This window comes from Ruegeria sp. AM5, from assembly GCF_056540645.1.
In genome coordinates this window covers 878028-897573 of sequence record NZ_JBQFXC010000001.1, presented here as the reverse complement: position 1 = coordinate 897573, position 19546 = coordinate 878028, and the positions used below count along the sequence as shown (strand labels likewise).

The following is a 19546-nucleotide window of genomic DNA, read 5'->3' as shown; positions in this document are numbered from 1 at the left end:
CATGGGGCGGACATGAATTTTGATCATTCTCCGATCATTTTGTGGTTCAGGCGCGATCTTCGGTTAGGAGATCATCCGGCGCTGAGCGCGGCGGTGCAATCAGGTCGACCCATCGTGCCCGTATTTGTTCTCGATCATCAGGTTCAGACTTTGGGTGCCGCGCCGAAATGGCGCCTTGGTCTGGGCCTTGACGCTTTTGCCGGCAGGCTTGAGCAGCTTGGCAGCAAGTTGATACTGCGCCAGGGTCAAGCACTGGATGTTCTTTGTGAACTGGTCAGAGAAACTGGGGCAGGCTCCGTATTCTGGACGCGGGCTTATGATCCAGAGGCGATCAACAGGGATACCCAGATCAAGGCTGCTTTGACCGAACAGGGTATCCAGGCACAGTCTTTTGCTGGCCTGCTTTTGTTTGAGCCTTGGACGATCGCCACCAAAACCGGCCAGCCGTTTCGGGTCTTCACTCCGATGTGGCGATCAGTGCAGGGGCGCGAAGTCTCTTTGCCCGAGCCCGCGCCCACGCGGCTTATGACGCCGAAAACCTGGCCTGCGTCCGATCAATTGTCTGATTGGCGACTGGATCGGGATATGCAGCGCGGGGCCGCAGTGGTCCGCCCGTTTGTCCACCCGGGCGAAAATGCGGCGCTGGACCAGTTGGATGCGTTTCTAGAACGTATTGATCAGTATCGCGAACAGCGGGATCAACTGGATCAATCTGGAACCTCTGATCTTTCAGAATACCTTGCTCTGGGCGAGATCGGGCCGCGTACAATCTGGCATCGAGTGCAAATCGCCGACCAAACCGGGGCGCATGGTGGTGAAGGCTATCTGCGTCAGCTTGTGTGGCGTGAGTTCGCATATCACTTAATGTACCACTGGCCGCATCTTCTGAGTGCCAATTGGAAGCCTGAATGGGACGCATTCCCTTGGAATACTGATCCCGACACGCCCGAAGTGCGCGCGTGGCGTCAGGCAAGAACCGGAATTCCGCTTGTCGATGCCGGTCTAAGACAAATGTATGTCACCGGACGCATGCACAACCGAGCGCGGATGATTGTCGCGAGTTATCTGACAAAGCATCTGATGACGCATTGGAAAATCGGCGCCGACTGGTTCGGGGATTGTCTGATCGACTGGGACCCGGCTGCAAATGCGATGGGATGGCAATGGGTGGCCGGTTCCGGCCCTGATGCCGCACCGTATTTCCGTATCTTCAATCCCGATACCCAGCGCGAGCGGTTTGACCGAAACTCAAGTTATGTGCGCCGTTGGATAGCCGAGGGTCAAACCGAACCGCCATACACCGCGCTGGCCTATTTTGATGCCGTGCCGCGATCATGGGGGCTGTCCTTTGAGCAGATGTATCCCGCGCCGGTGGTGGGGCTGAAGGAAGGCCGCGCCCGTGCGTTGGGCGCGTATAATGCCGGAAAAAACCAGTAAGGAACTGAAAACTTGCCAGAAACCGAATCCCGTCCTAGCTTTGTTCCGCAACCGCAGAGGGGAGAGCGGATGTTCCTGACGAGCACCGAAGGGCAGGAAAACCTGCCGAGATATTTTGTACAAGTCTTCAAGATGTTGAATCGGATGGAGAGCGGCCGACTTGACATCGCGCTGCCTGATGGCCGCGTTTTCCGCGCGGATGCGCCTAAACCTGGTCCGGTGGCGCATGTGGATATTCACGACCCCGACGTCTTTGCCCGGTTGGTGCGCGAGGGAGAGCTGGGCTTCTCGGACGGCTACCTTGAAGGCGATTGGAGCACACCGGATCTGCGAAGTTTCATGGACCTTGTGCATCTGGGAACTGAAACGGTCTACGATGATTTTACCGGGCAGTTTCTTGTGCGAGCCTATGAAAGACTGCGGTTTTGGTTGCACCGCAATCACCGTTCGCAGGCGAAAAAGAACATCTCGTATCACTATGATCTCGGCAACGATTTCTATGGCCTGTGGCTGGATGACACGATGACCTATTCCAGCGCCATCTTTGAAACGGGTCAGGAAAGCCTCGAAAACGCGCAAACTGCGAAATATGCCAGCCTGGTGGATGAAATGGGGGCCAAACCGGGGGACCACATTCTTGAGATCGGGTGCGGCTGGGGTGGGTTCGCCGAATATGCCGCGAAAGAGCGTGGGCTGCGTGTCACCGGGCTGACCATCAGTCAGGAGCAGTTGAAATTCGCCAGGGAGCGCATTGAAAAAGCAGGGCTTTCTAACCTTGTGGAATTCAAGCTACAGGATTACCGCGATGAGCAGGGTCAATATGACGGAATTGCCTCGATCGAGATGTTCGAGGCGGTCGGTCAGAAATACTGGCCCGCATATTTCAATACGGTCCGTGATCGGTTGAAGCCTGGTGCCCATGCCACTTTGCAGATCATCACGGTCGCGGATCATCGCTGGGACATCTACAAGAACGGCGTTGATTTCATTCAGAAATATATCTTTCCTGGCGGGATGCTGCCCGCCCCTTCAATCCTTCGGGATCAGATCGGTCAGGCCGGGTTGACGGTGGTGCGCTCAAAAGAGTTTGGCAAAAGCTACGATCTGACCCTGCGTCGCTGGTACGAGACCTTCAATGCCAAGTGGGATCAGATATCGGAACTGGGGTTTGATGAGCGTTTTCGCCGCATGTGGAATTATTATTTGACCGCATGTGGCGCAGCCTTTGACACCGGTAATTGTGATGTGACACAGATCACAATAGCCAAACCCAGTTGAAGAACGGAAAAATCGGATGCCTACAGCCTCACGTCTCACCGCCGCGTTGTGTCTGCTGGTGATCGCGTTCCTTGTGTCGGGCATGATCATCGACAACGGGGAAGAGGGTAAAGACTATGGTTATTTCACCTACGTGAACATATTTTTGGGCTGGGTCTGCGGCTGGGTCGTCATGGGTAAACGCGCTGGCCGTGGCTGGACGGCGGCGGTCAACAACGGCTTGACCGGTGTCGCTGCGCTGGTGTTCTGGGGGCTGTTCGTTCAGGGCACGTACGAGATGTTCAGTCAGGCGATGCGCCATCGGTTTGGTGGTCCGTTTGAGGCTCTGCTTGCCATCTTTCAGATCGGGATTGGCTATGGTGAACAGCTTCTGGCACCGGAAATCCTGCTTACGCTGGGTTTTGGTGCTGTTCTCAGCGGCATACTTACCGAAATTGCCTTTCGCCGCTGGCGTTAAATCTGATCTGCAAATTCGGGGCCGCTGCTTTGTCCAATCTGTTTTTCTATGGCACTTTGCGCCATGTCTCTTTGCTGGAACTCGTCATGGGTCGCAGCGCAGGCGATTTATCGGCGATGCAGGCTGTTTTGCCGGATCACGCCGTATACGCGGTTCAAGATCAACCCTTTCCAATGATTGTCACCGAAAAGGGCAGTAAGGCCAGTGGCGTTCTGGTGCAGGGCCTAGGTGACGTCGAGCGTAGTCGATTGGCCTTCTATGAAGGCGGTTTCGAATATGAACTGCGCCCGGAGACAATCGTGGCTGAGGATGGAAAAGAACATCAGGCCTTGGTGTTCTTTCCGGATACTGAGATTTGGAAAAAAGGCGCACCGTGGGATCTTGAAACCTGGATCAGGGATTGGGGTGCGCTTTCGGTGTTCGCGGCAGACGAGGTGATGGCCCATTATGGAAGAGTCGATGCCTCGGACATCGTGCGCAGCTTTCCAGCCATAAGAACACGCGCCTGGGCCAGATTAGCGGCAAGACAACGTGGAGCGGGGGATGAGCGGAGCGTTGCGGATGACGTGATCGTTCATGACCGCAAGCGCGCCTATGTCAACTATTTTGGGATGGATGAAATTGAACTGCAGCATCGTCAGAATAACGGCGAGATGAGTCCGGTGCTGCATCGCAATGGATTGATGCAAGGGTCCGCTGTGGTCGTCCTACCTTATGATCCGGTGCGCGATACGGTGTTGCTGGTAGAGCAATTCCGCGCGCCCGTGTTCCTGATCGACGACCCCGAGCCGTGGATGTGGGAGCCTGTGGCTGGCATGATCGACCCGGGCGAAACACCTCAGCAGGCGGCCACCCGCGAGGCCATGGAAGAAGCGCAGATTTCACTATACCAACTGGAATATGCAGGTGGTGCCTATTCATCCAGCGGATCGTCAACAGAATATGTTTATCTCTATGTCGGTCTTGGGGATCTGACTAGTACGGTTGAAAGCGGTGGCCTCGCTTCCGAAGGTGAGGATATCCGCAGCAGAATTCTGCCGTTTGATGAATTCATGAGCATGGTAGATGCTCATGTTTTCAAGGATCTGCCGCTTCTAACTCTTGCTTATTGGTTGGCGCGGAACCGCGATCGACTGCGCGCTAAGTGATCCCTGCTTGTGATCGCGTCAGGGCACCTGTAAATCTGCTGCAATACCATATGACAAGAGGATGCCATGCGCATTGCACGAGACCTTGCCGACGCTGTCGGTAAAACACCTTTGATCCGGCTGCGTCGCGTCAGCGAAGAAACGGGATGCGAGATTCTCGGCAAGGCCGAATTCATGAACCCGGGTCAGTCCGTCAAAGACCGTGCTGCGTTGTTTATCATCCGCGATGCGATAGCGCGCGGTGATCTGAAACCCGGCGGCACGATTGTTGAGGGCACGGCCGGGAATACCGGCATCGGTCTGGCGCTGGTTGGTGCCTCGATGGGGTTCAAGACGGTGATCGTCATTCCTGAAACCCAATCCGAAGAGAAAAAGGATATGCTCCGCCTGGCGGGGGCTCAGCTTGTGCAGGTGCCTGCGGCGCCGTACCGTAATCCCAACAACTTTGTGCACTATTCGCGCCGTCTGGCCGAGCAGTTGGCTCAAACCGAACCAAATGGCGCGATTTGGGCCAATCAGTTCGACAATGTCGCCAACCGTCAGGCGCATGTGGAAACCACTGGTCCCGAAATCTGGGAGCAGACCGGCGGTAAAGTCGATGGCTTCATCTGTGCCGTTGGATCGGGTGGTACTCTGGCCGGGGTGGCTGAAGCGTTGCAGCCCAAGGGTGTCAAGATCGGTTTGGCTGATCCGATGGGGGCGGGGCTCTATTCCTTCTACACTACGGGTGAGATCGCGATGGAGGGTGGTTCTATTGCCGAAGGTATCGGACAGGTGCGGATTACCAAGAACCTCGAAGGGTTCACCCCTGACCATTCCTGGCAGATTACCGATAGCGAAGCGCTGCCCTATATCTTCGATCTGCTGCGCGAAGAGGGTCTGGTGATGGGCGGTTCAACTGCGATCAACATTGCCGGTGCTGTCCGTTTGGCGAAAGAACTGGGGCCAGGGCACACCATTGTTACGATTTTGTGTGACTACGGCACCCGCTATCAATCCAAACTGTTCAATCCTGAATTCCTGCGTGAAAAGGTACTTCCCGTGCCCGATTGGATGACCGATGCGCCGCGCAGTATTCCTGGCGTGTTTGAGGACGTGTGATGCTGCAACAGGTCCGCCTGTGTCTGGTTCTGGTGCTATTCTGCCTGATTGGGTTGGGCGGGATCGCCTCTGCCCAACTTACTGACCGGCAGAGCGAGTATTATCAGGGCTGGGTCAGCACGGCGGACCGGGCGGAATCTGTTATTCGCGCGAACCGTGCATCCAACGCAGCATTAGAGAATTTGCGTTCGGAAATAAATGAGTATCGCGAAGACTTTAACAAAGCCCGAGGTGCCAACACCGATCGTATTCAGACGCTGGAAAGCCAACTCAAGGCGCTTGGCCCAAAGCCGGCTGACGGGGAAAGCGAGGCCGAAGACATTGCCAAGCTGCGCGCGCAACTCGAAACCCAGCTGAACAGTTTGCGTGTTCCCCGCATCATCTCGGAAGAGGCTTTCAGTCGCGCGAATGGGCTGATCAGCGAAATTGATCGGATCGTCCGGGACAGACAAAAGAAAGAGATGCTGAAACGCGGGCCGTCGCCGCTCAACCCCGTCTATTGGGGACCAGCCTGGGTCGACATCAAAGAGGCGACGCACAGTCTTATTAACGAAACCATCGAAAACTTGCGCTCTGATGTGGTGCGCGAACAAATCCGCGAGCGCGGTCTTGGCATTCTCGTGCTGTTGGTTGTTTCAGCAGTTCTATTGCTGTTTGGGCGCAAATGGTCCGAGAAAGGCGGCGAATATCTCCGCTCGCTAGGAGGTAGCGGCAGCGGGGTTTGGACCTTTATTGTTTCGCTGTTGCGCATTCTATTGCCTTGGTTGGGCGTGTTGGCGTTGGTCACCGCTGTCGTGCTAACTGGCGTGTTGGGCCTGCGCGGTACACTTTTGTTCCAGCAAATTCCCTATTGGGCCGCGATTATCTTCTATTTTGATTGGATCGGCCGGCAGGTCTATCTGATGGGAGCGGCGCAGAACTTCCAAAGACTGTCCGCAGGCAAAATCAGAGAATTGCGGGTTTATATCGACCTGTTGGCGGTCATGCTTATTCTGCATGAGCTGGCGCAATTGTTCGAGCAGATCGAGAATATCTCGGACGCGACCCGCGCCGTTGTTGGCTTCCCGATCGTTGTGGTGTCTGCCCTTCTTCTGCTGCGTGTGCGTCAGGTCCGCCAATCAGAGCCTCAGCAAGAACAGACGGACCAGGAAGCTACCCGCCGTGGCGCAGGGTTCAGCCAATTGGTCGAGTTCTTGCGGCGCGCCTTGTTCATGCTTGGGATTGCGACTCCAATCTTGGGGGCCTTCGGATACATCAACGCTGCCGAAGCTATCGTATTTCCTGCCATCAAAACGCTGGTTCTGATTGCAGCTCTGGTGATCGTGCAGCGATTTATCGGTACAGTGTATGGCTGGCTTTCGGGGCAGGGCGACGCCGCGCGCGATTCACTGTTTTCGGTTCTGGTCGGGTTTGCGCTTGCCATTCTGGCGTTGCCGATATTGGCGCTTTACTGGGGCGCGCGCCAGACGGACCTGCTTGAAGCTTGGTCGCGATTGTTGCTGGGGTTCGATATTGGCGGGGTTACGATTTCACCCAGTAACTTCCTGACGTTCGTTGCCATTTTCGCCATTGGATATACGCTGACCCGTTTGCTGCAAAGCGGGCTGCGCAATTCACTGCTGCCGAAGACCAGCATTGATCCCGGCGGGCAGAATGCCATCGTGTCGGGTACCGGATATGTCGGAATTTTTCTATCGGCACTGATCGCTATCATGGTTGCCGGTTTTGACCTGTCCTCGCTTGCGATCGTGGCGGGTGCTTTGTCGGTCGGCATCGGTTTCGGTCTTCAGACCATTGTATCGAACTTTGTCTCAGGGATCATCCTGCTGGTTGAGCGTCCTATCTCCAAAGGTGACTGGATCGATGTGAACGGGATGATGGGATATGTGCGCGATATCTCAGTCCGGTCGACGCGGATCGAGACGTTCGACCGGACGGATGTGATCGTTCCAAACTCGGACCTGATCAGTGGGGTGGTTACGAATTACACCCGGGGCAATACGATTGGCCGAGTGATCGTGCCTGTAGGCGTCGCCTATGGTACCGATACCCGCAAGGTCGAAACTATTCTGGGCGAGATCGCAAACGGGCACCCGATGGTTCTGGCCAATCCCGCGCCCAGCGTAGTGTTCCAGGGCTTCGGTGCAGACTCGTTGGATTTTGAAATCCGCGCAATCCTGCGGGATGTGAACTGGGTGCTGTCTGTCAAATCCGACATGAACCACGAGATCAATCGCCGGTTCGTTGAGGAAGGTATCGAGATCCCGTTCGCGCAGCGTGACCTGTGGCTCCGTAACCCTGAGGTGCTGACGGGTCAGTCCGATCCGTCCAATGATGCTTCTGCCGTGGATGACGACCTATCACCCCAAGCGCCATCGACAAAACCAGTGGACATGACAGCAGACGATCTGGACGCGGCAGGGGATCAGGACGGCGAGGGCGACAACCACTGAGCGTGATGCGATCGGCATTTTCCCGCAAATGGTTATCGGACTGTTTCATTTTGATGTAGTCTGAAGTCATTTGCAGGAGGAATTTTGATGGTTACATTTTCACACAGTCTCGCGCGTATTGCCGTCTGGAATCTGGCCGGCTTCAATCCAGTAAACACAAGTCTGGGTATTCCAGCCAGCAGTGACCGGGTCACCCATCAAATCGAAGGGCTGGCCCTGCTGGACGCCGAACTGATCACTCTGGTCGAGGTCAGCCCCATCGAACATATCGATCGGCTGGCCTTGGGTCTGGCCGATAAGGGGCTGGACTATCAGGTCAAGATCCTGCCGCAGCCCAACGGCAATATCCATATCGGGTTTCTGCACAAACCGGGGGTCTCGGTGACAGGTTTGCAGCTGATCGACGGCTCGGAAGGTGACGATCCCGGCGGACGGCAGGCCCTGATCGCCGATGTCGAGGTCGGCAAATTCAAGGCCAAGCTGATCGCTGTGCATCTTAAATCCGGACGAGACCGGCCCGAGCAGCAGATACGTGACAGCCAATGCAGGATTATCGGAGACAAGATCGCCGAGATCCGCTCGACCCCCGGTCTGACACAACGCACAATCCTGCTGATGGGTGATTTCAACATGATCCCCGGTCAGGACGTCAGCAATTTCCACCATCTTGGCGGGGATGACATGATGGACTTTGTTTCGTGCTGGGACCTGCAAGACCGGTTCTCGCATATTCTGGATAAGGGTCGCGCCAATTTACTGGACGGTTTTGCCGTATCACGCACCTATTCCACCGATTATGTCCGCGGCAGCCTGCGGCTGTTTCCAATGCACTGGACCATGAATATGGGGCGCGAGGCGTTCAAGGATGAGGTGTCGGATCATCTGCCATTTGTCGCCAGCTTTCGTATTTTCTGACCCGTCCATTTTTGCGAAAGGGGCCTTGCGCTCGGTTCAGAAATTCGCATAAGTCACCTCTACCGGAGAGGTGGCCGAGTGGTCGAAGGCGCACGCCTGGAAAGTGTGTAGGCGGGAAACCGTCTCCAGGGTTCGAATCCCTGTCTCTCCGCCATATACCCCATGAAATCTGAGATGCCTTGCGGTCTATGCGAGACTGTTTTGTGCACGGCTTTCAATGTGAAGTGTCGTGCACAATGCACCGGATTGATGAGATTTGACTCAATCTGACAACAAGGCGATGACTTGATCGGTTTCAGGTCTTCGTCGCGATGCCACTGGCACTTGAACCGCTAGAGCACGCCCTGTCGGGCAGGATTGCGCGTGGGCCGTTACGAGTGCACCAGATTTCAATGGCTCTTCGAGTAAGCATAGGTGCCCCATTAGCACGCCAGCTGCGGCCTTGGCCTCTTCCACGGCAAGGCTGTAAAGCGAAAAATGCGGGCCAGTTTTGACATCTGGGACCTCACAACCTGTGCTTCGCGACCATGTGGACCAATCGCTGCTCCACGTCTGATCGTGCAACAAGGGAGTGCCTTGAAACCCGTTGTTGTCGGTCACCCGATCCAGCAGAGCAGGGGCGCAAACCGGTTGGGTTTCATCCTCGCACAGCACAATTTGGTCAGGTGCTTCGTCCAAGGTCGCGAAGAAGATCGCCAAATCGAACATCTCACGCGACAGGCTGGGTGGTGTTTCCAGCGCCGTGACCGAAAAATTGATATGCGGAAAACACTCTCTGATCCGGCGCAATCGTTTGGGCAACCAGAGTTGGGCAACAGCAGGCAAAGCGGCGATGTGAAAATCGGCATTTGGTTTAAGGTTTCGCAAGGCCCGAGCGGCATCGCCCATCTGATCAAAGGCTGTGGTGAAGACAGCGACAAGTGATTGACCTTGGGGCGTCAGTTCAACCCCTTGCGCGTTGCGGCGAAACAGCGGCGCACCTGCCCAACCCTCCAACGCCTTTACATGCTGTGAGATCGCACCCGGAGAAACGTTCAGCTCTTCCGCCGCCGCGACAAAGCTGACATGCCGCGCCGCGGCCTCGAACGCCCTCATTGCATTCAGCGGAGGTCCCTTGGGGCGTTTGGGGGCGACACTCATCGATCTAGCCTTAGTTTTTCTACGCCAAGAAATAACAATTCTGCTTTGCGGTGTCACGCGAAAGCCGCCAAACTGCGAAAAACAGGAGGATGTCAGATGACACTTGTACAAAGAGACTGGGTGCCTGCCGCAAGCGAAACCCTGATTCAGGATATCGCGACCAAGGCCGCATCGTTGTCGTCTGGCGATTTACTGGCCCGGATCGAGAATCTGGCAGAGGAAAACCGGCGCATTCACGAAAAAGAGTGCTTCAATCTCAACCCGGCGACAAATGTCATGAACCCAAGGGCCGAGGTACTTTTGTCGTCAGGCATCGGGTCCAGACCATCGCTGGGATATCCCGGTGACAAATATGAAATGGGGTTGGAGGCGATCGAAGAGATCGAAGTCATCGCAGCAGAGTTGTGTGCCGATGTTTTCGACGCGCAATTCGCCGAGGTTCGCGTGCCTTCGGGCGCAATTGCCAACCTCTATGGTTTTATGGCGACCTGCAAACCCGGTGATGCGATAATCGCTCCGCCAGCATCGATTGGTGGCCATGTGACTCATCATTTGGCGGGGTGTGCGGGGCTGTTTGGTCTGCGCTCTATTGAGGCCCCCGTCAATGCGGATGGGTATACCGTTGATCTGGAACGCTTGAGGGCATTGGCGAAGACCGAATGCCCCAAGCTAATCACGATAGGCGGCAGTCTGAACCTGTTTGAGCATCCTGTGGCCGAGGTGCGTGCCATAGCAGATGAAATTGGCGCAAAGGTCATGTTCGACGCCGCCCATCAGTGCGGCATCATCGCAGGGCGTGCGTGGTGCAACCCGCTGAAGGAGGGTGCGCATTTCATGACCATGAGTACCTACAAAAGCCTGGGCGGACCGGCCGGGGGTCTGATTGTGTCGAACGATGCAGAAATCGCCAAGGCGCTGGATGCAATTGCTTTCCCCGGTATGACAGCCAACTTTGATGCCGCAAAAACGGCTGCACTTGCCGTCACCATGCTGGATTGGAAAGAGTTCGGCTCAGCCTATGCAGATGAGATGATTGCGATGTCCAAAGCACTTGCTGCCGCGTTGGATGCGCAAGGTGTTCCGGTCTTCGCAGGTGGAGAGGGTTTCACCAATTCGCATCAATTCGCGGTACTGGCAGCGCCGTATGGTGGCGGTCAGACTGCCTCCAAACTGCTTCGTAAATCCGGGTTTCTGGCATGTGGCATCGGATTGCCAGTTGAGCCGGTGGAAGGCGACATGAATGGCCTACGGATCGGCACGCCCGAGCTGGTCCGGTGGGGTATGACAGCAGGAGATGCAGAGCGTCTGGCAGAACTGATCCGACGTGGCTTGAGCGGTGAATCCGTTCTATCCGAGGTATCAGGATGGCGTGGTGAGTTCGATAGGTTGCATTTTGTGATTTGAACCAGTTGCGGCCAATCAGGTCACAGGCCCTGATTGGCCGCTCGATCAGAAACGCGGTTTAGCCGTTATCTGCTTCTTTCAGACCTTCGATCTGAAGGTCGAAACCTTCCTGAATGTGGCTGGTGAAAGTTTCCAGCGCTTCGGTGACATCACCCGTCGCAATCGCGTCAACGAGCGTCAGGTGGTTTCCGAGCGATTTGGATATATCAACGTTCTCAATTGCTGAAAACAGATGGAACGCCATCGCTTTGCCCCAGATCATATCGAACATGTCGATAAGAAATTTGTTGCCCGCCTCAACCATGAAGGCACGATGAATGCGTCGGTTTGCGATAAAATAGTCTCGTGTCGTTGGCTGGCTCAGATCTTCTTCGCGACGAATGAGTTCGCGCAATCGATCAAGAACCTCTGGTTCAGCGTGTACCGCAAGTATGCGCGCGGCTTGACCTTCGATGGCTGCGCGTGCCTGGTATAGTTGCCGAACCTCGGTCTGGTCCATGCGCGCCAGTCGAAATCCGCCGCTGGCGGCCACTTCCAACACGCCTTCAGTCTCCAACCGCATGAGCGCTTCGCGTACAGGCGTCCTGCTGATGTTCAACTCGGCGGCCAACTTTTCCTGCACTAGCCGATCTTCACCGGTGATCTCGCGACTCATGATGGCTTCGACCAGTTGGTCATAGACCTCGTCCGCCAGGCGTCTGCGCTGTGTTTTGATTTGTTTCAGAGCCACTCGGAGCCTCTCTTTCTGTCCTTCATGAATTCTGTATTCAATAAAACAACTGCTGCCAAGGCGAATGGGGTTGCTATTGTTCGTGTACTGTATACAGTATACAAGAAAGAATGAACAGGGAGCTCTTCATGTGTGGAATTGCTGGTAGAATACTGGCCGCGCCCGGGAAGGTTGGGGCGGATCTTGTTGACCTGATGGATGCGCAGGAACATCGAGGCGCCGACAGCACTGGCTTCGCCGTTTATGGTTTGCCACGAGAAACGGGATACGTTTTACGCGGAATGGGATTCGACAAGTCTCAACAGGATGCGGATCTCTCCGCGTTTGAAACGATATTGCGTGAACACGGAAGCAGCTTTCTGTCTGACCCCCAAATCGTAACGGACCAAAGTCTTCACTATTGCTTTCGGATGGAAATTTCAGACCCAAGGAATCTTCAAGCCTGGGTCGCGGACGCGGATGAGCTGACAGACCGCATTGAAGTTCAATCCTGTGGCCGCAGTCTTGAGATCATTAAGGATATTGGCGGTGCTGAAGCCGTGGCCGAAAAGCACGGAGTTCGCGATATGATAGGAACACATGGGCTGGGGCATGCACGGCTTGCTACGGAAAGTTCGGTATTGCCTAACGCATCGCATCCGTTCTGGGCGCGCCCATTTTCGGATGTCGCGATCGTACATAACGGGCAGATCACCGATTACTTCACCTGGCGCGATAAGCTGACCCGAATGGGATATCGGTTCTTGACTGAGAATGACAGCGAGTTGATTGCCGTGTGGGTCAGCGACCAGATGAAGGCGGGCCTGACCATGGGGCAGGCGCTAAAGAAGTCCATTACCTCTATCGATGGTGTGTTTACCTACATGATCGCAACGCCAAACGGGATTGGGTTTGCCAAAGACCGATTTGCAATGAAACCTCTGGTCGTCGTCAACCGCAATGGCGATCTGGCGGCTGCGACCGAAGAACAAGCGGTCCGCCGGGTGATGACCGAGGAATGCGATGTGATCAACTACGACGGCCCGTCGCTGACCGGTATCTGGGGCGTCGGAAACCGGAGTTTGGCGGCATGAATGAGGTGGCTGCAAAGATGGATGAGATCGTCATCGAAGTCGGCAAGCGACATATCCGCGAGGTCAATCGTGAGATAATGGAAGCCTGCACAATGGGTCGGCCGATCCGCGTGGTAGATACGCTGTCTCGTCATAATTTGGGCGTGGGTCTGCCCGACAATGTGGATATCACTTTCGAGGGGTCGGTTGGTTATTACTGCGGCGGTCTCAATACCGGGGCGAAAATCACTATCGAACGCAACTGCGGCTGGGCCGTTGGCGAAGGTATGGCCAAAGGGCACATCACTGTCGGTGGCTATGCCGGTATGTCCTGTGGTGCTGCGATGATCGGCGGCACGATCCATGTCAAAGGCGATGCGGGGCCAAGGGTGGGCGTTGCGATGAAAGGTGGAAACATCGTCGTCGAAGGAAAGATTGGCTATCAGTCCGGCTTCATGGCGCATTCCGGTCGGATCATAGCGCTTGGCGGTGCGGGTGAATCCTGTGCTGATGCGCTTTGGGAAGGCGAAGTCTGGGTAGCTGGCGAGGTCGACAGCCTGGGTGTGGATGTCGACGTGATCGAACCGACTGCTGAAGAAGTGGCCGAGGTCGATGCGATCCTCGACCCGCTCGGGCTTGTCGACAGTTCGCGAAATTGGCGCAAAATGGTTTCGGGCCAGCGTCTTTGGTATTTTGAAAGCAGGGACGCAAGCGCATGGCTCATGATCTGAGTAAACCTTACGAATATCCGTTCGACGTTGCCTCGGAAGAGGAAATCAGGTTCCGCGATGCGGGAGCGATCGACGGCCGCCCGGCTGGCGTTCCTTCGTCGTATGACGAAGGAGGATCGACCCGCTGGACACCCGAGGCGATCTCGGAAGTTCACGCGCTGGCGCAGCTTGGGCGCTATCAGGTGCGTGGATACAACACGTTCAACAAGCAATTGCCGACCTTTGATGATCTGACATTCGTTCCTGCAACGATGACCCGCCTGCCGCTGGAAGGCTATCGCGAGAATTGCGATACGACGACCGTACTGGGTGGAGGGCGCGGCCTTGTGGAGCGCCCGCTTGAATTGAAGATCCCGATCTACATCGCTTCAATGTCCTTTGGTGCTTTGTCGGCATCGGCCAAGGCATCGCTGGGTTATGGGGCCTCGAAAGTAGGAACCATGACTTGCACGGGTGAGGGTGGCATGCTGGAAGAGGAGCGCGAAGCCTCCCAACGCCTGCTCTATCAGATGTCACCCGCGCGGTATGGTGTGGATCTGGATCATCTGCGCCGCGCGGATGCCTTGGAACTTGTCGTGGGGCAGGGTGCGAAACCCGGAACCGGGGGTCTGTTGCTGGGTATGAAGGTCAGCCCGCGCGTCAGCCAGATGCGAACTTTGCCCGAAGGCGTGGATCAGCGATCTACGATCCGCCATCCAGATTTTCTCGGCGCTGATGATTTGGCAGTGAAGATTGAAGAATTGCGCATCGCCACCAACTATCAGGTGCCGATCTTCATCAAGATGGGTGCGACACGTCCCCGGTTTGACGTGGCAGTTGCCGCCAAAGCGGGTGCTGATGTTGTAGTAGTTGATGGTGCCGAAGGTGGTACCGGCGCGTCTCCGGAGTTGTTGTTAAACCATACCGGTATCCCGACGATGAGCGCCATTCGCGCTGCGCGTGAAGCATTAGACGAATGCGGCATGACCGGCAAAGTCTCTCTGGTCGCTGCCGGTGGCATTCGGTCCGGTGTGGACGCGGCGAAGTGTCTGGCCCTCGGTGCTGACGCTGTGATGATCGGCAACGCGGCCATGGTTGCGCTAGGGTGCAACAGTCCGCGCTATCTCGAAGATTACGCGGCCTTGGGAACATCCCCCGGTGCCTGCCACCATTGTCACACAGGTCGCTGCCCGGTCGGGATTGCGACGCAGGATGAAAGTCTCGAAGCTCGTATGAACCCGAATGCAGGGGCAGAGCGCATTGCGCGCTATCTGACGGCCATGACCATGGAGATTACAGCGCTTGCGAAAGCCTGCGGAAAGTCCTCGGTACACAATCTGGAAACTGAAGACCTGCGCGCGCTTAGCTTTCAAGCGTCAGCTTTCACTGGGGTGAAAATGGCTGGAATTGACAGGGCTTTTGACTGGTGAAAATCGCAGTTCTTGAGTTGACTAGCCACCCGCTGCCATTGTTGGAGGGAATGCCGCGGACTTCACAGCAGATTCATGAGTGGATCGCCCCACACCTACCGGAAGCCGAGTTCGTAGTAGTAGGGGTTGTTGATGGAGAACCGCTCCCGGACGAGAGCGATTTCGACGGTGCTATAGTCGGCGGATCTGAATTTGGCGTATATGATGACACGGATTGGATGCAGCCGCTACGTGCCTTCCTGGACCGTTGTCGAGAAATCCGAAAACCAGTCTTTGGTATCTGTTTCGGTCATCAGATCATGGCTGACGTCTATGGTGGTCAGGCCGAGAAAGCCGAGGTAGGCAATGTCGTTGGCGCACGGCCCTTCAACTATGGCGGAGATAGCGTGGATGCATATGTCTGGCATCAGGATCAGGTAACAAGCATTCCGGACTCGGCTCGGGTGACCGGATCAGCGAGCCACTGTCCAGTTGGTGCACTGGATTATGATTTTCCTGCCCGCTCTGTTCAGTTTCATCCCGAATACAAGGCGCATCACTTGCGCGATCTGTTCACCAGAGGTCGAGAGGTGCTTTTGTCAGCTACGGAGGCGGATGATGGGATGTCCTCGATCAACGCGGCAAAGGTGCCGGACGATATTGCAGCGCTTCAAGCAGTAGAGCTTTTTCGCGGTGCATACGTCCCTGAACAATAAGCCTTTGAGCGAACGGCTCTTGATCCTAATCAAGTCGAGCAAAGCTGCATTATGTATACTGTATACGCAATCGGTTGGGAGATTTGGCAATGACGGGATACAAGGATTTCTTTGAGAGGATTGCGCGGATTGTGAATGCTCCACGCGAGGGAAGTATCAGCGATCTGGAGCTATCGGATCTCGGCCTGTCCCGCGCTGATTTGGCCATGTTGCGCTCTGGCGCGCCCAATGCGCGAGAGCGTATCCTTTCTATGGCAAGTCAGTTTGGTCTTAGCGAAGATGATCTCAATGCACATCCTAAGCTTAGCCTTGAGCTTGCAGAAAAATGTGGGCATTGCCGTCAGGCGAAAACCTGCCGCGATGCAATTCGATCAGGTAATCGCTTGCCGCAGGAGAAGTGCCCGAACTCAGGTTTTTATAGTGCTCTGTCGGACCTTTAACGCCCGCTTGGACTTTCTTTTGGGCTCAGTTTTCTTCGACCAGTGATCTTGAAACGATCAGCCGTTCCGAAATCCTTCATTCCAACACCGGCCGCAAACTCTGCAAAAACCGGCGCGTGTTTGAACAGATGTCCCGAGCAGCCTCCGGCGAACAGCACGTTTTCATGCTCGGGGTGCCAGTCGACAATAAAGTGCGTGTCAGGTGTCAGGATGATTTGGTTGAATTTGGAATCCACCACCCGCTCACCCTCAAGGCCCGGAAGACGATGACGGATATAGCTGCGAGTGCGTCCTAGCGTTTCCTGTCGGATTAGCCTTTCGTCATTGTCCAGATCGATCTTGTCCGGGATGACGACTGCCGCTTTTACCCCTGAACCCTCGGAGGAGGGCAGCCCGAATGAGCCCTGACCATGATCGATCCAGCAGGGCATTCGGCTCATATCGAACTCCTCGGACCCATCTGGCGTCGAGGTATAGAGGACATTCACACCAACCACCGTCGATATCGGCTTGATCGTCCTGGGGAACATGTCCGCCATCCAGGGGCCGGTTGAGACAATGATAAGATCAGCCTCAAGCGGCTTTCCATCCAGCATTGGGCGCTCTGATCCATCGGTGGTCACGCGACCGCGCTGTACGATCCCGCCCGCTCGACGAAACAGCTCAAGCCCGGTCAGGACGCAGCGATGCGCCATCAACATTCCGGCTTCGGGTTCGAACAGGGCGTATTCGATGTCAGGAACGCGAAACTGCGGAAATCGCGATTCGATGTCCTGCCGTCCGAACTTGTAGTAGGGCACACCAACGCGGTCGAAGGTTTCGGCTGTGGCGTTCTCCCAGTCGCAATGACCGCCTGTTGCAAGAATCAGCGCACCGCATTCATACATCAGGTTCTGGCCGCTCTCGGCTTGCAGTTCCAGCCAGCGCAGGCGGCTTTCGCGGGCCCAACGTGTATAGAACTCATCCCGCCCGGAAATCGCACGGATGACACGGTTGTAATCCGTTGAAGATGCACGGGAATGTCCCGGTTCCCAGCGATCTATCAAAGTCACTGCCTCACCACGTCGTTGCAGTGTAAGCGCCGTCATGACGCCGACGATGCCGCCTCCGACAACGATGACCGAGTTCTTGGACATGATGCAGATTTTCCTTGTTTATCGATTGTCTTTGTGAATACTGTATACAGAATACAACAATTATAAAGCCAAAAAACAGGGAGAGCGCATCAATGAGTTCGGGATTTGATCTGCCCGAAGGTACGCACACCGTCATACTCGGTGTGGGTGACCTCAACGGCATCATGCGCGGCAAGCGCATTCCGGCCAGCCACTGGGACCACGTCTGCAAAAGCGGCAATGCGCTGTCGATTGCATTGATGGCGATCGATATGACGTGCGACGTCTGGGATACGCCTTATGTCAATTTCGACAACGGCTACCCCGATATGCACGTCTTCCCAATGACCCAGCCCGTCGCTGTGCCGTGGGAGCCAGGCGTCGCTGTTTGCTTTGGTCGGGCGGAAGGTATGGATCACAAGCCGGTTCCGATCGACCCTCGACAGGCGCTGGTGCGTCAGGTTGAACGGGCCCGCGAAATGGGGTTCGAGGTCAATGTCGGTACTGAACTTGAATTTTATCTACTGGATCCGGAGACCGGACAGCCGCGCGATAGCGGGATTCAGGTCTACGGTCTGGGCCGTGCTGCGCGGATGGAGCACATCGTTGGACCGATCCGCCAGCAGATCAACGAGTGCGGTATCCCCATCGAGCAATCGAACCCGGAATATGCTGCGGGTCAGATTGAGGTGAATATCCGCTACGGCGAAGCGCTCGCAGCGGCAGATCGTGTCGTCTTGTTCAAGTCGCTGATCCGCCAGCTGGGCATCGCCCACGGCTATCTGGCAACCTTCATGCCAAAACCGTTCTACGATCAGTCCGGCAACGGCTTCCACACACACTACTCGCTTTGGAAAGACGGCAAGAATGTCTTTGCCGATAACGGCAAGATAAACGATACCGGCAAATCCTTCATCGCCGGGCTACAACAACGCATGTGCGAAACGGCAATCTGTGGCAGTGGCACCGTCAATGGTTATCGACGCCGTCAGCCTTATACTTTCTGCCCGATCAACACGAGCTGGGGTTATGACAACCGGACCGTTGGTATTCGGGTCATTGAAGGATCCGACAGCGCGGTGCGCGTGGAAAAACGCGATGCTGGTGCGGATGCCAACCCCTACCTTCTGTTGGCGGCCGAGATTGCAGCGGGGCTGGACGGGATCGAGCAGGGCCTGGCTCCGTCAGAGCCGACAACCGGCAACGGTTACGAAGAAGGGATCGGCGATCCGATCCCAACCGACTTGCCAACGGCGATCGAACTGGCGCGAGGATCCGAATGGCTTCGCGATCTCATGGGCGAAATGCTGTGGGAGCTGGTTCTGCAGCAGGCTGAGCGCGAGCTTGAATTCTTCAATCAACAGGTCACTCCGGTTGAGTTGGACCGCTACCTGAGGACCTTCTGATGCATTTGGGCAAGGTCGCCGGGACCGTCACAGCCACGGCCAAAGACGCAAAACTGGTCGGTACGAAACTGCTGGTGACGGATTTGGTCGATAGCAAAGGCAAGGTGATCGAACCGGCGCGGGTCGCCGTCGACACCTGCGGTGCCGGGGTGGGGGATACGGTTCTGCTGGTCAACGGCTCGGCGGCGCGTATGGCCGCCGGTCTGTCCACCGCGCCCGTCGATCTGGCGATCATCGCGATTGTGGATCGCGTGTCCACGACCTGAACCAAGAACACCAAACATCTAAATTTCTTTGGAGGAACGAAAAATGGCGAAACCAGTGGCGGGGCAAATGGCCCTGGGCATGATCGAAACGCGCGGACTGGTCGGCGCGATCGAAGCGGCAGATGCGATGGTCAAGGCGGCCAGCGTTTCGATTGTCGGCCAAACCAAGGCTGGCGGAGGCCTAGTCACCACCCTTGTGCGTGGTGAAGTCGGCGCAGTCAAAGCCGCCGCGGATGCCGGTGCGACAGCGGCAAACAAAGTGGGTGAAGTCGTATCCGTCCACGTGATCGCGCGCCCACATGATGAACTTGAGGCCATAATCGACAGCCTTGGTGCTGGCTCTGCGGCTTAATCCGTCTGTCTTGAGGA

At 56.0% G+C, this 19546-nt stretch carries 19 protein-coding genes and 1 tRNA gene; 17 read left to right on the top strand and 3 right to left on the bottom strand.

The genetic code is table 11. From position 1 onward, the window contains the following. Positions 1-12 precede the first annotated feature (12 nt). The 8 genes from ACR0AH_RS04585 to ACR0AH_RS04550 all read left to right on the top strand — a co-directional run bounded on the left by ACR0AH_RS04585 (position 13) and on the right by ACR0AH_RS04550 (position 8943). Positions 13-1437 (top strand): cryptochrome/photolyase family protein, encoded by a 1425-nt coding sequence (locus ACR0AH_RS04585; protein ID WP_480590638.1) that lies wholly within the window; start codon positions 13-15, stop codon positions 1435-1437. Between the two features lie 69 nt (positions 1438-1506). Then, a complete protein-coding gene (locus tag ACR0AH_RS04580) occupies positions 1507-2715 on the top strand; it encodes a class I SAM-dependent methyltransferase (protein ID WP_480590636.1) in 1209 nt (402 codons plus the stop codon). Positions 2716-2731: 16 nt separating this feature from the next. Continuing rightward, positions 2732-3172, top strand: coding sequence for a TrgA family protein (locus ACR0AH_RS04575; protein WP_480590634.1), 441 nt, complete (start codon positions 2732-2734; stop codon positions 3170-3172). 29 nt (positions 3173-3201) lie between these two features. Then, the gene (locus ACR0AH_RS04570; protein ID WP_480590632.1) at positions 3202-4320 is read left to right on the top strand and encodes an NUDIX domain-containing protein; all 1119 of its coding nucleotides are present in this window, start codon (positions 3202-3204) and stop codon (positions 4318-4320) included. A gap of 66 nt (positions 4321-4386) precedes the next feature. Next, complete coding sequence (locus ACR0AH_RS04565) at positions 4387-5421, top strand: cysteine synthase A (protein ID WP_480590629.1); 1035 nt, start codon at positions 4387-4389, stop codon at positions 5419-5421. Beyond that, the gene (locus ACR0AH_RS04560; RefSeq protein ID WP_480590626.1) at positions 5421-7874 is read left to right on the top strand and encodes a DUF3772 domain-containing protein; all 2454 of its coding nucleotides are present in this window, start codon (positions 5421-5423) and stop codon (positions 7872-7874) included. Before ACR0AH_RS04565 ends, ACR0AH_RS04560 begins: the two co-directional genes overlap by 1 nt. 87 nt (positions 7875-7961) lie before the next feature. After that, positions 7962-8789, top strand: a complete 828-nt coding sequence (locus tag ACR0AH_RS04555; RefSeq protein ID WP_170510728.1) for an exonuclease/endonuclease/phosphatase family protein — start codon at positions 7962-7964, stop codon at positions 8787-8789. Positions 8790-8853: 64 nt separating this feature from the next. Next, a tRNA-Ser gene (locus tag ACR0AH_RS04550) sits at positions 8854-8943 on the top strand. A 107-nt stretch (positions 8944-9050) separates the two neighbouring features. Here the strand turns inward: ACR0AH_RS04550 and ACR0AH_RS04545 are convergent. After that, positions 9051-9929 (bottom strand): LysR family transcriptional regulator, encoded by an 879-nt coding sequence (locus ACR0AH_RS04545; RefSeq protein ID WP_480590623.1) that lies wholly within the window; start codon positions 9927-9929, stop codon positions 9051-9053. Positions 9930-10025: 96 nt separating this feature from the next. Between ACR0AH_RS04545 and ACR0AH_RS04540 the strand changes: the two genes are divergently transcribed. Beyond that, a complete protein-coding gene (locus tag ACR0AH_RS04540; RefSeq protein ID WP_480590620.1) occupies positions 10026-11333 on the top strand; it encodes an aminotransferase class I/II-fold pyridoxal phosphate-dependent enzyme in 1308 nt (435 codons plus the stop codon). 58 nt (positions 11334-11391) lie between these two features. Here ACR0AH_RS04540 and ACR0AH_RS04535 read toward each other — a convergent pair whose 3' ends face one another. Next, a complete protein-coding gene (locus ACR0AH_RS04535) occupies positions 11392-12063 on the bottom strand; it encodes a GntR family transcriptional regulator (protein ID WP_170405336.1) in 672 nt (223 codons plus the stop codon). A gap of 128 nt (positions 12064-12191) precedes the next feature. On the opposite strand from ACR0AH_RS04535, the gene ACR0AH_RS04530 reads away from it, so the two are divergent. The 5 genes from ACR0AH_RS04530 (at position 12192) to ACR0AH_RS04510 (ending at position 16390) form a co-directional block, all read left to right on the top strand. Next, the gene (locus tag ACR0AH_RS04530) at positions 12192-13136 is read left to right on the top strand and encodes a class II glutamine amidotransferase domain-containing protein (RefSeq protein ID WP_480590617.1); all 945 of its coding nucleotides are present in this window, start codon (positions 12192-12194) and stop codon (positions 13134-13136) included. Then, positions 13133-13846 (top strand): GltB/FmdC/FwdC-like GXGXG domain-containing protein, encoded by a 714-nt coding sequence (locus ACR0AH_RS04525; protein ID WP_170405341.1) that lies wholly within the window; start codon positions 13133-13135, stop codon positions 13844-13846. The genes ACR0AH_RS04530 and ACR0AH_RS04525 overlap by 4 nt, the downstream gene beginning before the upstream one ends. Beyond that, entirely contained in the window at positions 13831-15255 is a 1425-nt protein-coding gene (locus ACR0AH_RS04520) for an FMN-binding glutamate synthase family protein (RefSeq protein WP_170393281.1), read from the top strand. The genes ACR0AH_RS04525 and ACR0AH_RS04520 overlap by 16 nt, the downstream gene beginning before the upstream one ends. A 50-nt stretch (positions 15256-15305) precedes the next feature. Continuing rightward, on the top strand, positions 15306-15950 hold the full coding sequence (locus tag ACR0AH_RS04515; protein WP_480590614.1) for a type 1 glutamine amidotransferase: 645 nt from the start codon (positions 15306-15308) through the stop codon (positions 15948-15950). Positions 15951-16039: 89 nt separating this feature from the next. Further along, on the top strand, positions 16040-16390 hold the full coding sequence (locus ACR0AH_RS04510; protein ID WP_480590611.1) for a hypothetical protein: 351 nt from the start codon (positions 16040-16042) through the stop codon (positions 16388-16390). Here the strand turns inward: ACR0AH_RS04510 and ACR0AH_RS04505 are convergent. Further along, a complete protein-coding gene (locus ACR0AH_RS04505; RefSeq protein ID WP_170393278.1) occupies positions 16387-17526 on the bottom strand; it encodes an FAD-dependent oxidoreductase in 1140 nt (379 codons plus the stop codon). The two genes, ACR0AH_RS04510 and ACR0AH_RS04505, sit on opposite strands and share 4 nt — an antisense overlap. Positions 17527-17618: 92 nt before the next feature. Between ACR0AH_RS04505 and ACR0AH_RS04500 the strand changes: the two genes are divergently transcribed. Genes ACR0AH_RS04500 through ACR0AH_RS04490 form a run of 3 tightly spaced genes read left to right on the top strand, consistent with a single transcriptional unit; the run spans position 17619 to position 19529 of the window. Then, complete coding sequence (locus tag ACR0AH_RS04500) at positions 17619-18911, top strand: glutamine synthetase family protein (protein ID WP_480590608.1); 1293 nt, start codon at positions 17619-17621, stop codon at positions 18909-18911. Next, positions 18911-19177 (top strand): EutN/CcmL family microcompartment protein, encoded by a 267-nt coding sequence (locus tag ACR0AH_RS04495; protein WP_170393276.1) that lies wholly within the window; start codon positions 18911-18913, stop codon positions 19175-19177. Before ACR0AH_RS04500 ends, ACR0AH_RS04495 begins: the two co-directional genes overlap by 1 nt. A 43-nt stretch (positions 19178-19220) precedes the next feature. Further along, the gene (locus tag ACR0AH_RS04490; RefSeq protein WP_170393275.1) at positions 19221-19529 is read left to right on the top strand and encodes a BMC domain-containing protein; all 309 of its coding nucleotides are present in this window, start codon (positions 19221-19223) and stop codon (positions 19527-19529) included. The last annotated feature ends 17 nt before the right edge of the window (positions 19530-19546 follow it).

Excerpts from the sequence above, each read along its gene's own strand:
- ACR0AH_RS04575 (WP_480590634.1), top strand. The coding sequence starts at position 2,732 with ATGCCTACAGCCTCACGTCTCACCGCCGCGTTGTGTCTGCTGGTGATC.
- ACR0AH_RS04555 (WP_170510728.1), top strand. The coding sequence starts at position 7,962 with ATGGTTACATTTTCACACAGTCTCGCGCGTATTGCCGTCTGGAATCTG.
- ACR0AH_RS04500 (WP_480590608.1), top strand. The coding sequence starts at position 17,619 with ATGAGTTCGGGATTTGATCTGCCCGAAGGTACGCACACCGTCATACTC.
- ACR0AH_RS04585 (WP_480590638.1), top strand. The coding sequence starts at position 13 with ATGAATTTTGATCATTCTCCGATCATTTTGTGGTTCAGGCGCGATCTT.
- ACR0AH_RS04545 (WP_480590623.1), bottom strand. The coding sequence starts at position 9,929 with ATGAGTGTCGCCCCCAAACGCCCCAAGGGACCTCCGCTGAATGCAATG.
- ACR0AH_RS04530 (WP_480590617.1), top strand. The coding sequence starts at position 12,192 with ATGTGTGGAATTGCTGGTAGAATACTGGCCGCGCCCGGGAAGGTTGGG.
- ACR0AH_RS04505 (WP_170393278.1), bottom strand. The coding sequence starts at position 17,526 with ATGTCCAAGAACTCGGTCATCGTTGTCGGAGGCGGCATCGTCGGCGTC.
- ACR0AH_RS04525 (WP_170405341.1), top strand. The coding sequence starts at position 13,133 with ATGAATGAGGTGGCTGCAAAGATGGATGAGATCGTCATCGAAGTCGGC.
- ACR0AH_RS04510 (WP_480590611.1), top strand. The coding sequence starts at position 16,040 with ATGACGGGATACAAGGATTTCTTTGAGAGGATTGCGCGGATTGTGAAT.
- ACR0AH_RS04540 (WP_480590620.1), top strand. The coding sequence starts at position 10,026 with ATGACACTTGTACAAAGAGACTGGGTGCCTGCCGCAAGCGAAACCCTG.
- ACR0AH_RS04495 (WP_170393276.1), top strand. The coding sequence starts at position 18,911 with ATGCATTTGGGCAAGGTCGCCGGGACCGTCACAGCCACGGCCAAAGAC.
- ACR0AH_RS04580 (WP_480590636.1), top strand. The coding sequence starts at position 1,507 with ATGTTCCTGACGAGCACCGAAGGGCAGGAAAACCTGCCGAGATATTTT.
- ACR0AH_RS04520 (WP_170393281.1), top strand. The coding sequence starts at position 13,831 with ATGGCTCATGATCTGAGTAAACCTTACGAATATCCGTTCGACGTTGCC.
- ACR0AH_RS04565 (WP_480590629.1), top strand. The coding sequence starts at position 4,387 with ATGCGCATTGCACGAGACCTTGCCGACGCTGTCGGTAAAACACCTTTG.
- ACR0AH_RS04560 (WP_480590626.1), top strand. The coding sequence starts at position 5,421 with ATGCTGCAACAGGTCCGCCTGTGTCTGGTTCTGGTGCTATTCTGCCTG.
- ACR0AH_RS04490 (WP_170393275.1), top strand. The coding sequence starts at position 19,221 with ATGGCGAAACCAGTGGCGGGGCAAATGGCCCTGGGCATGATCGAAACG.
- ACR0AH_RS04515 (WP_480590614.1), top strand. The coding sequence starts at position 15,306 with ATGCCGCGGACTTCACAGCAGATTCATGAGTGGATCGCCCCACACCTA.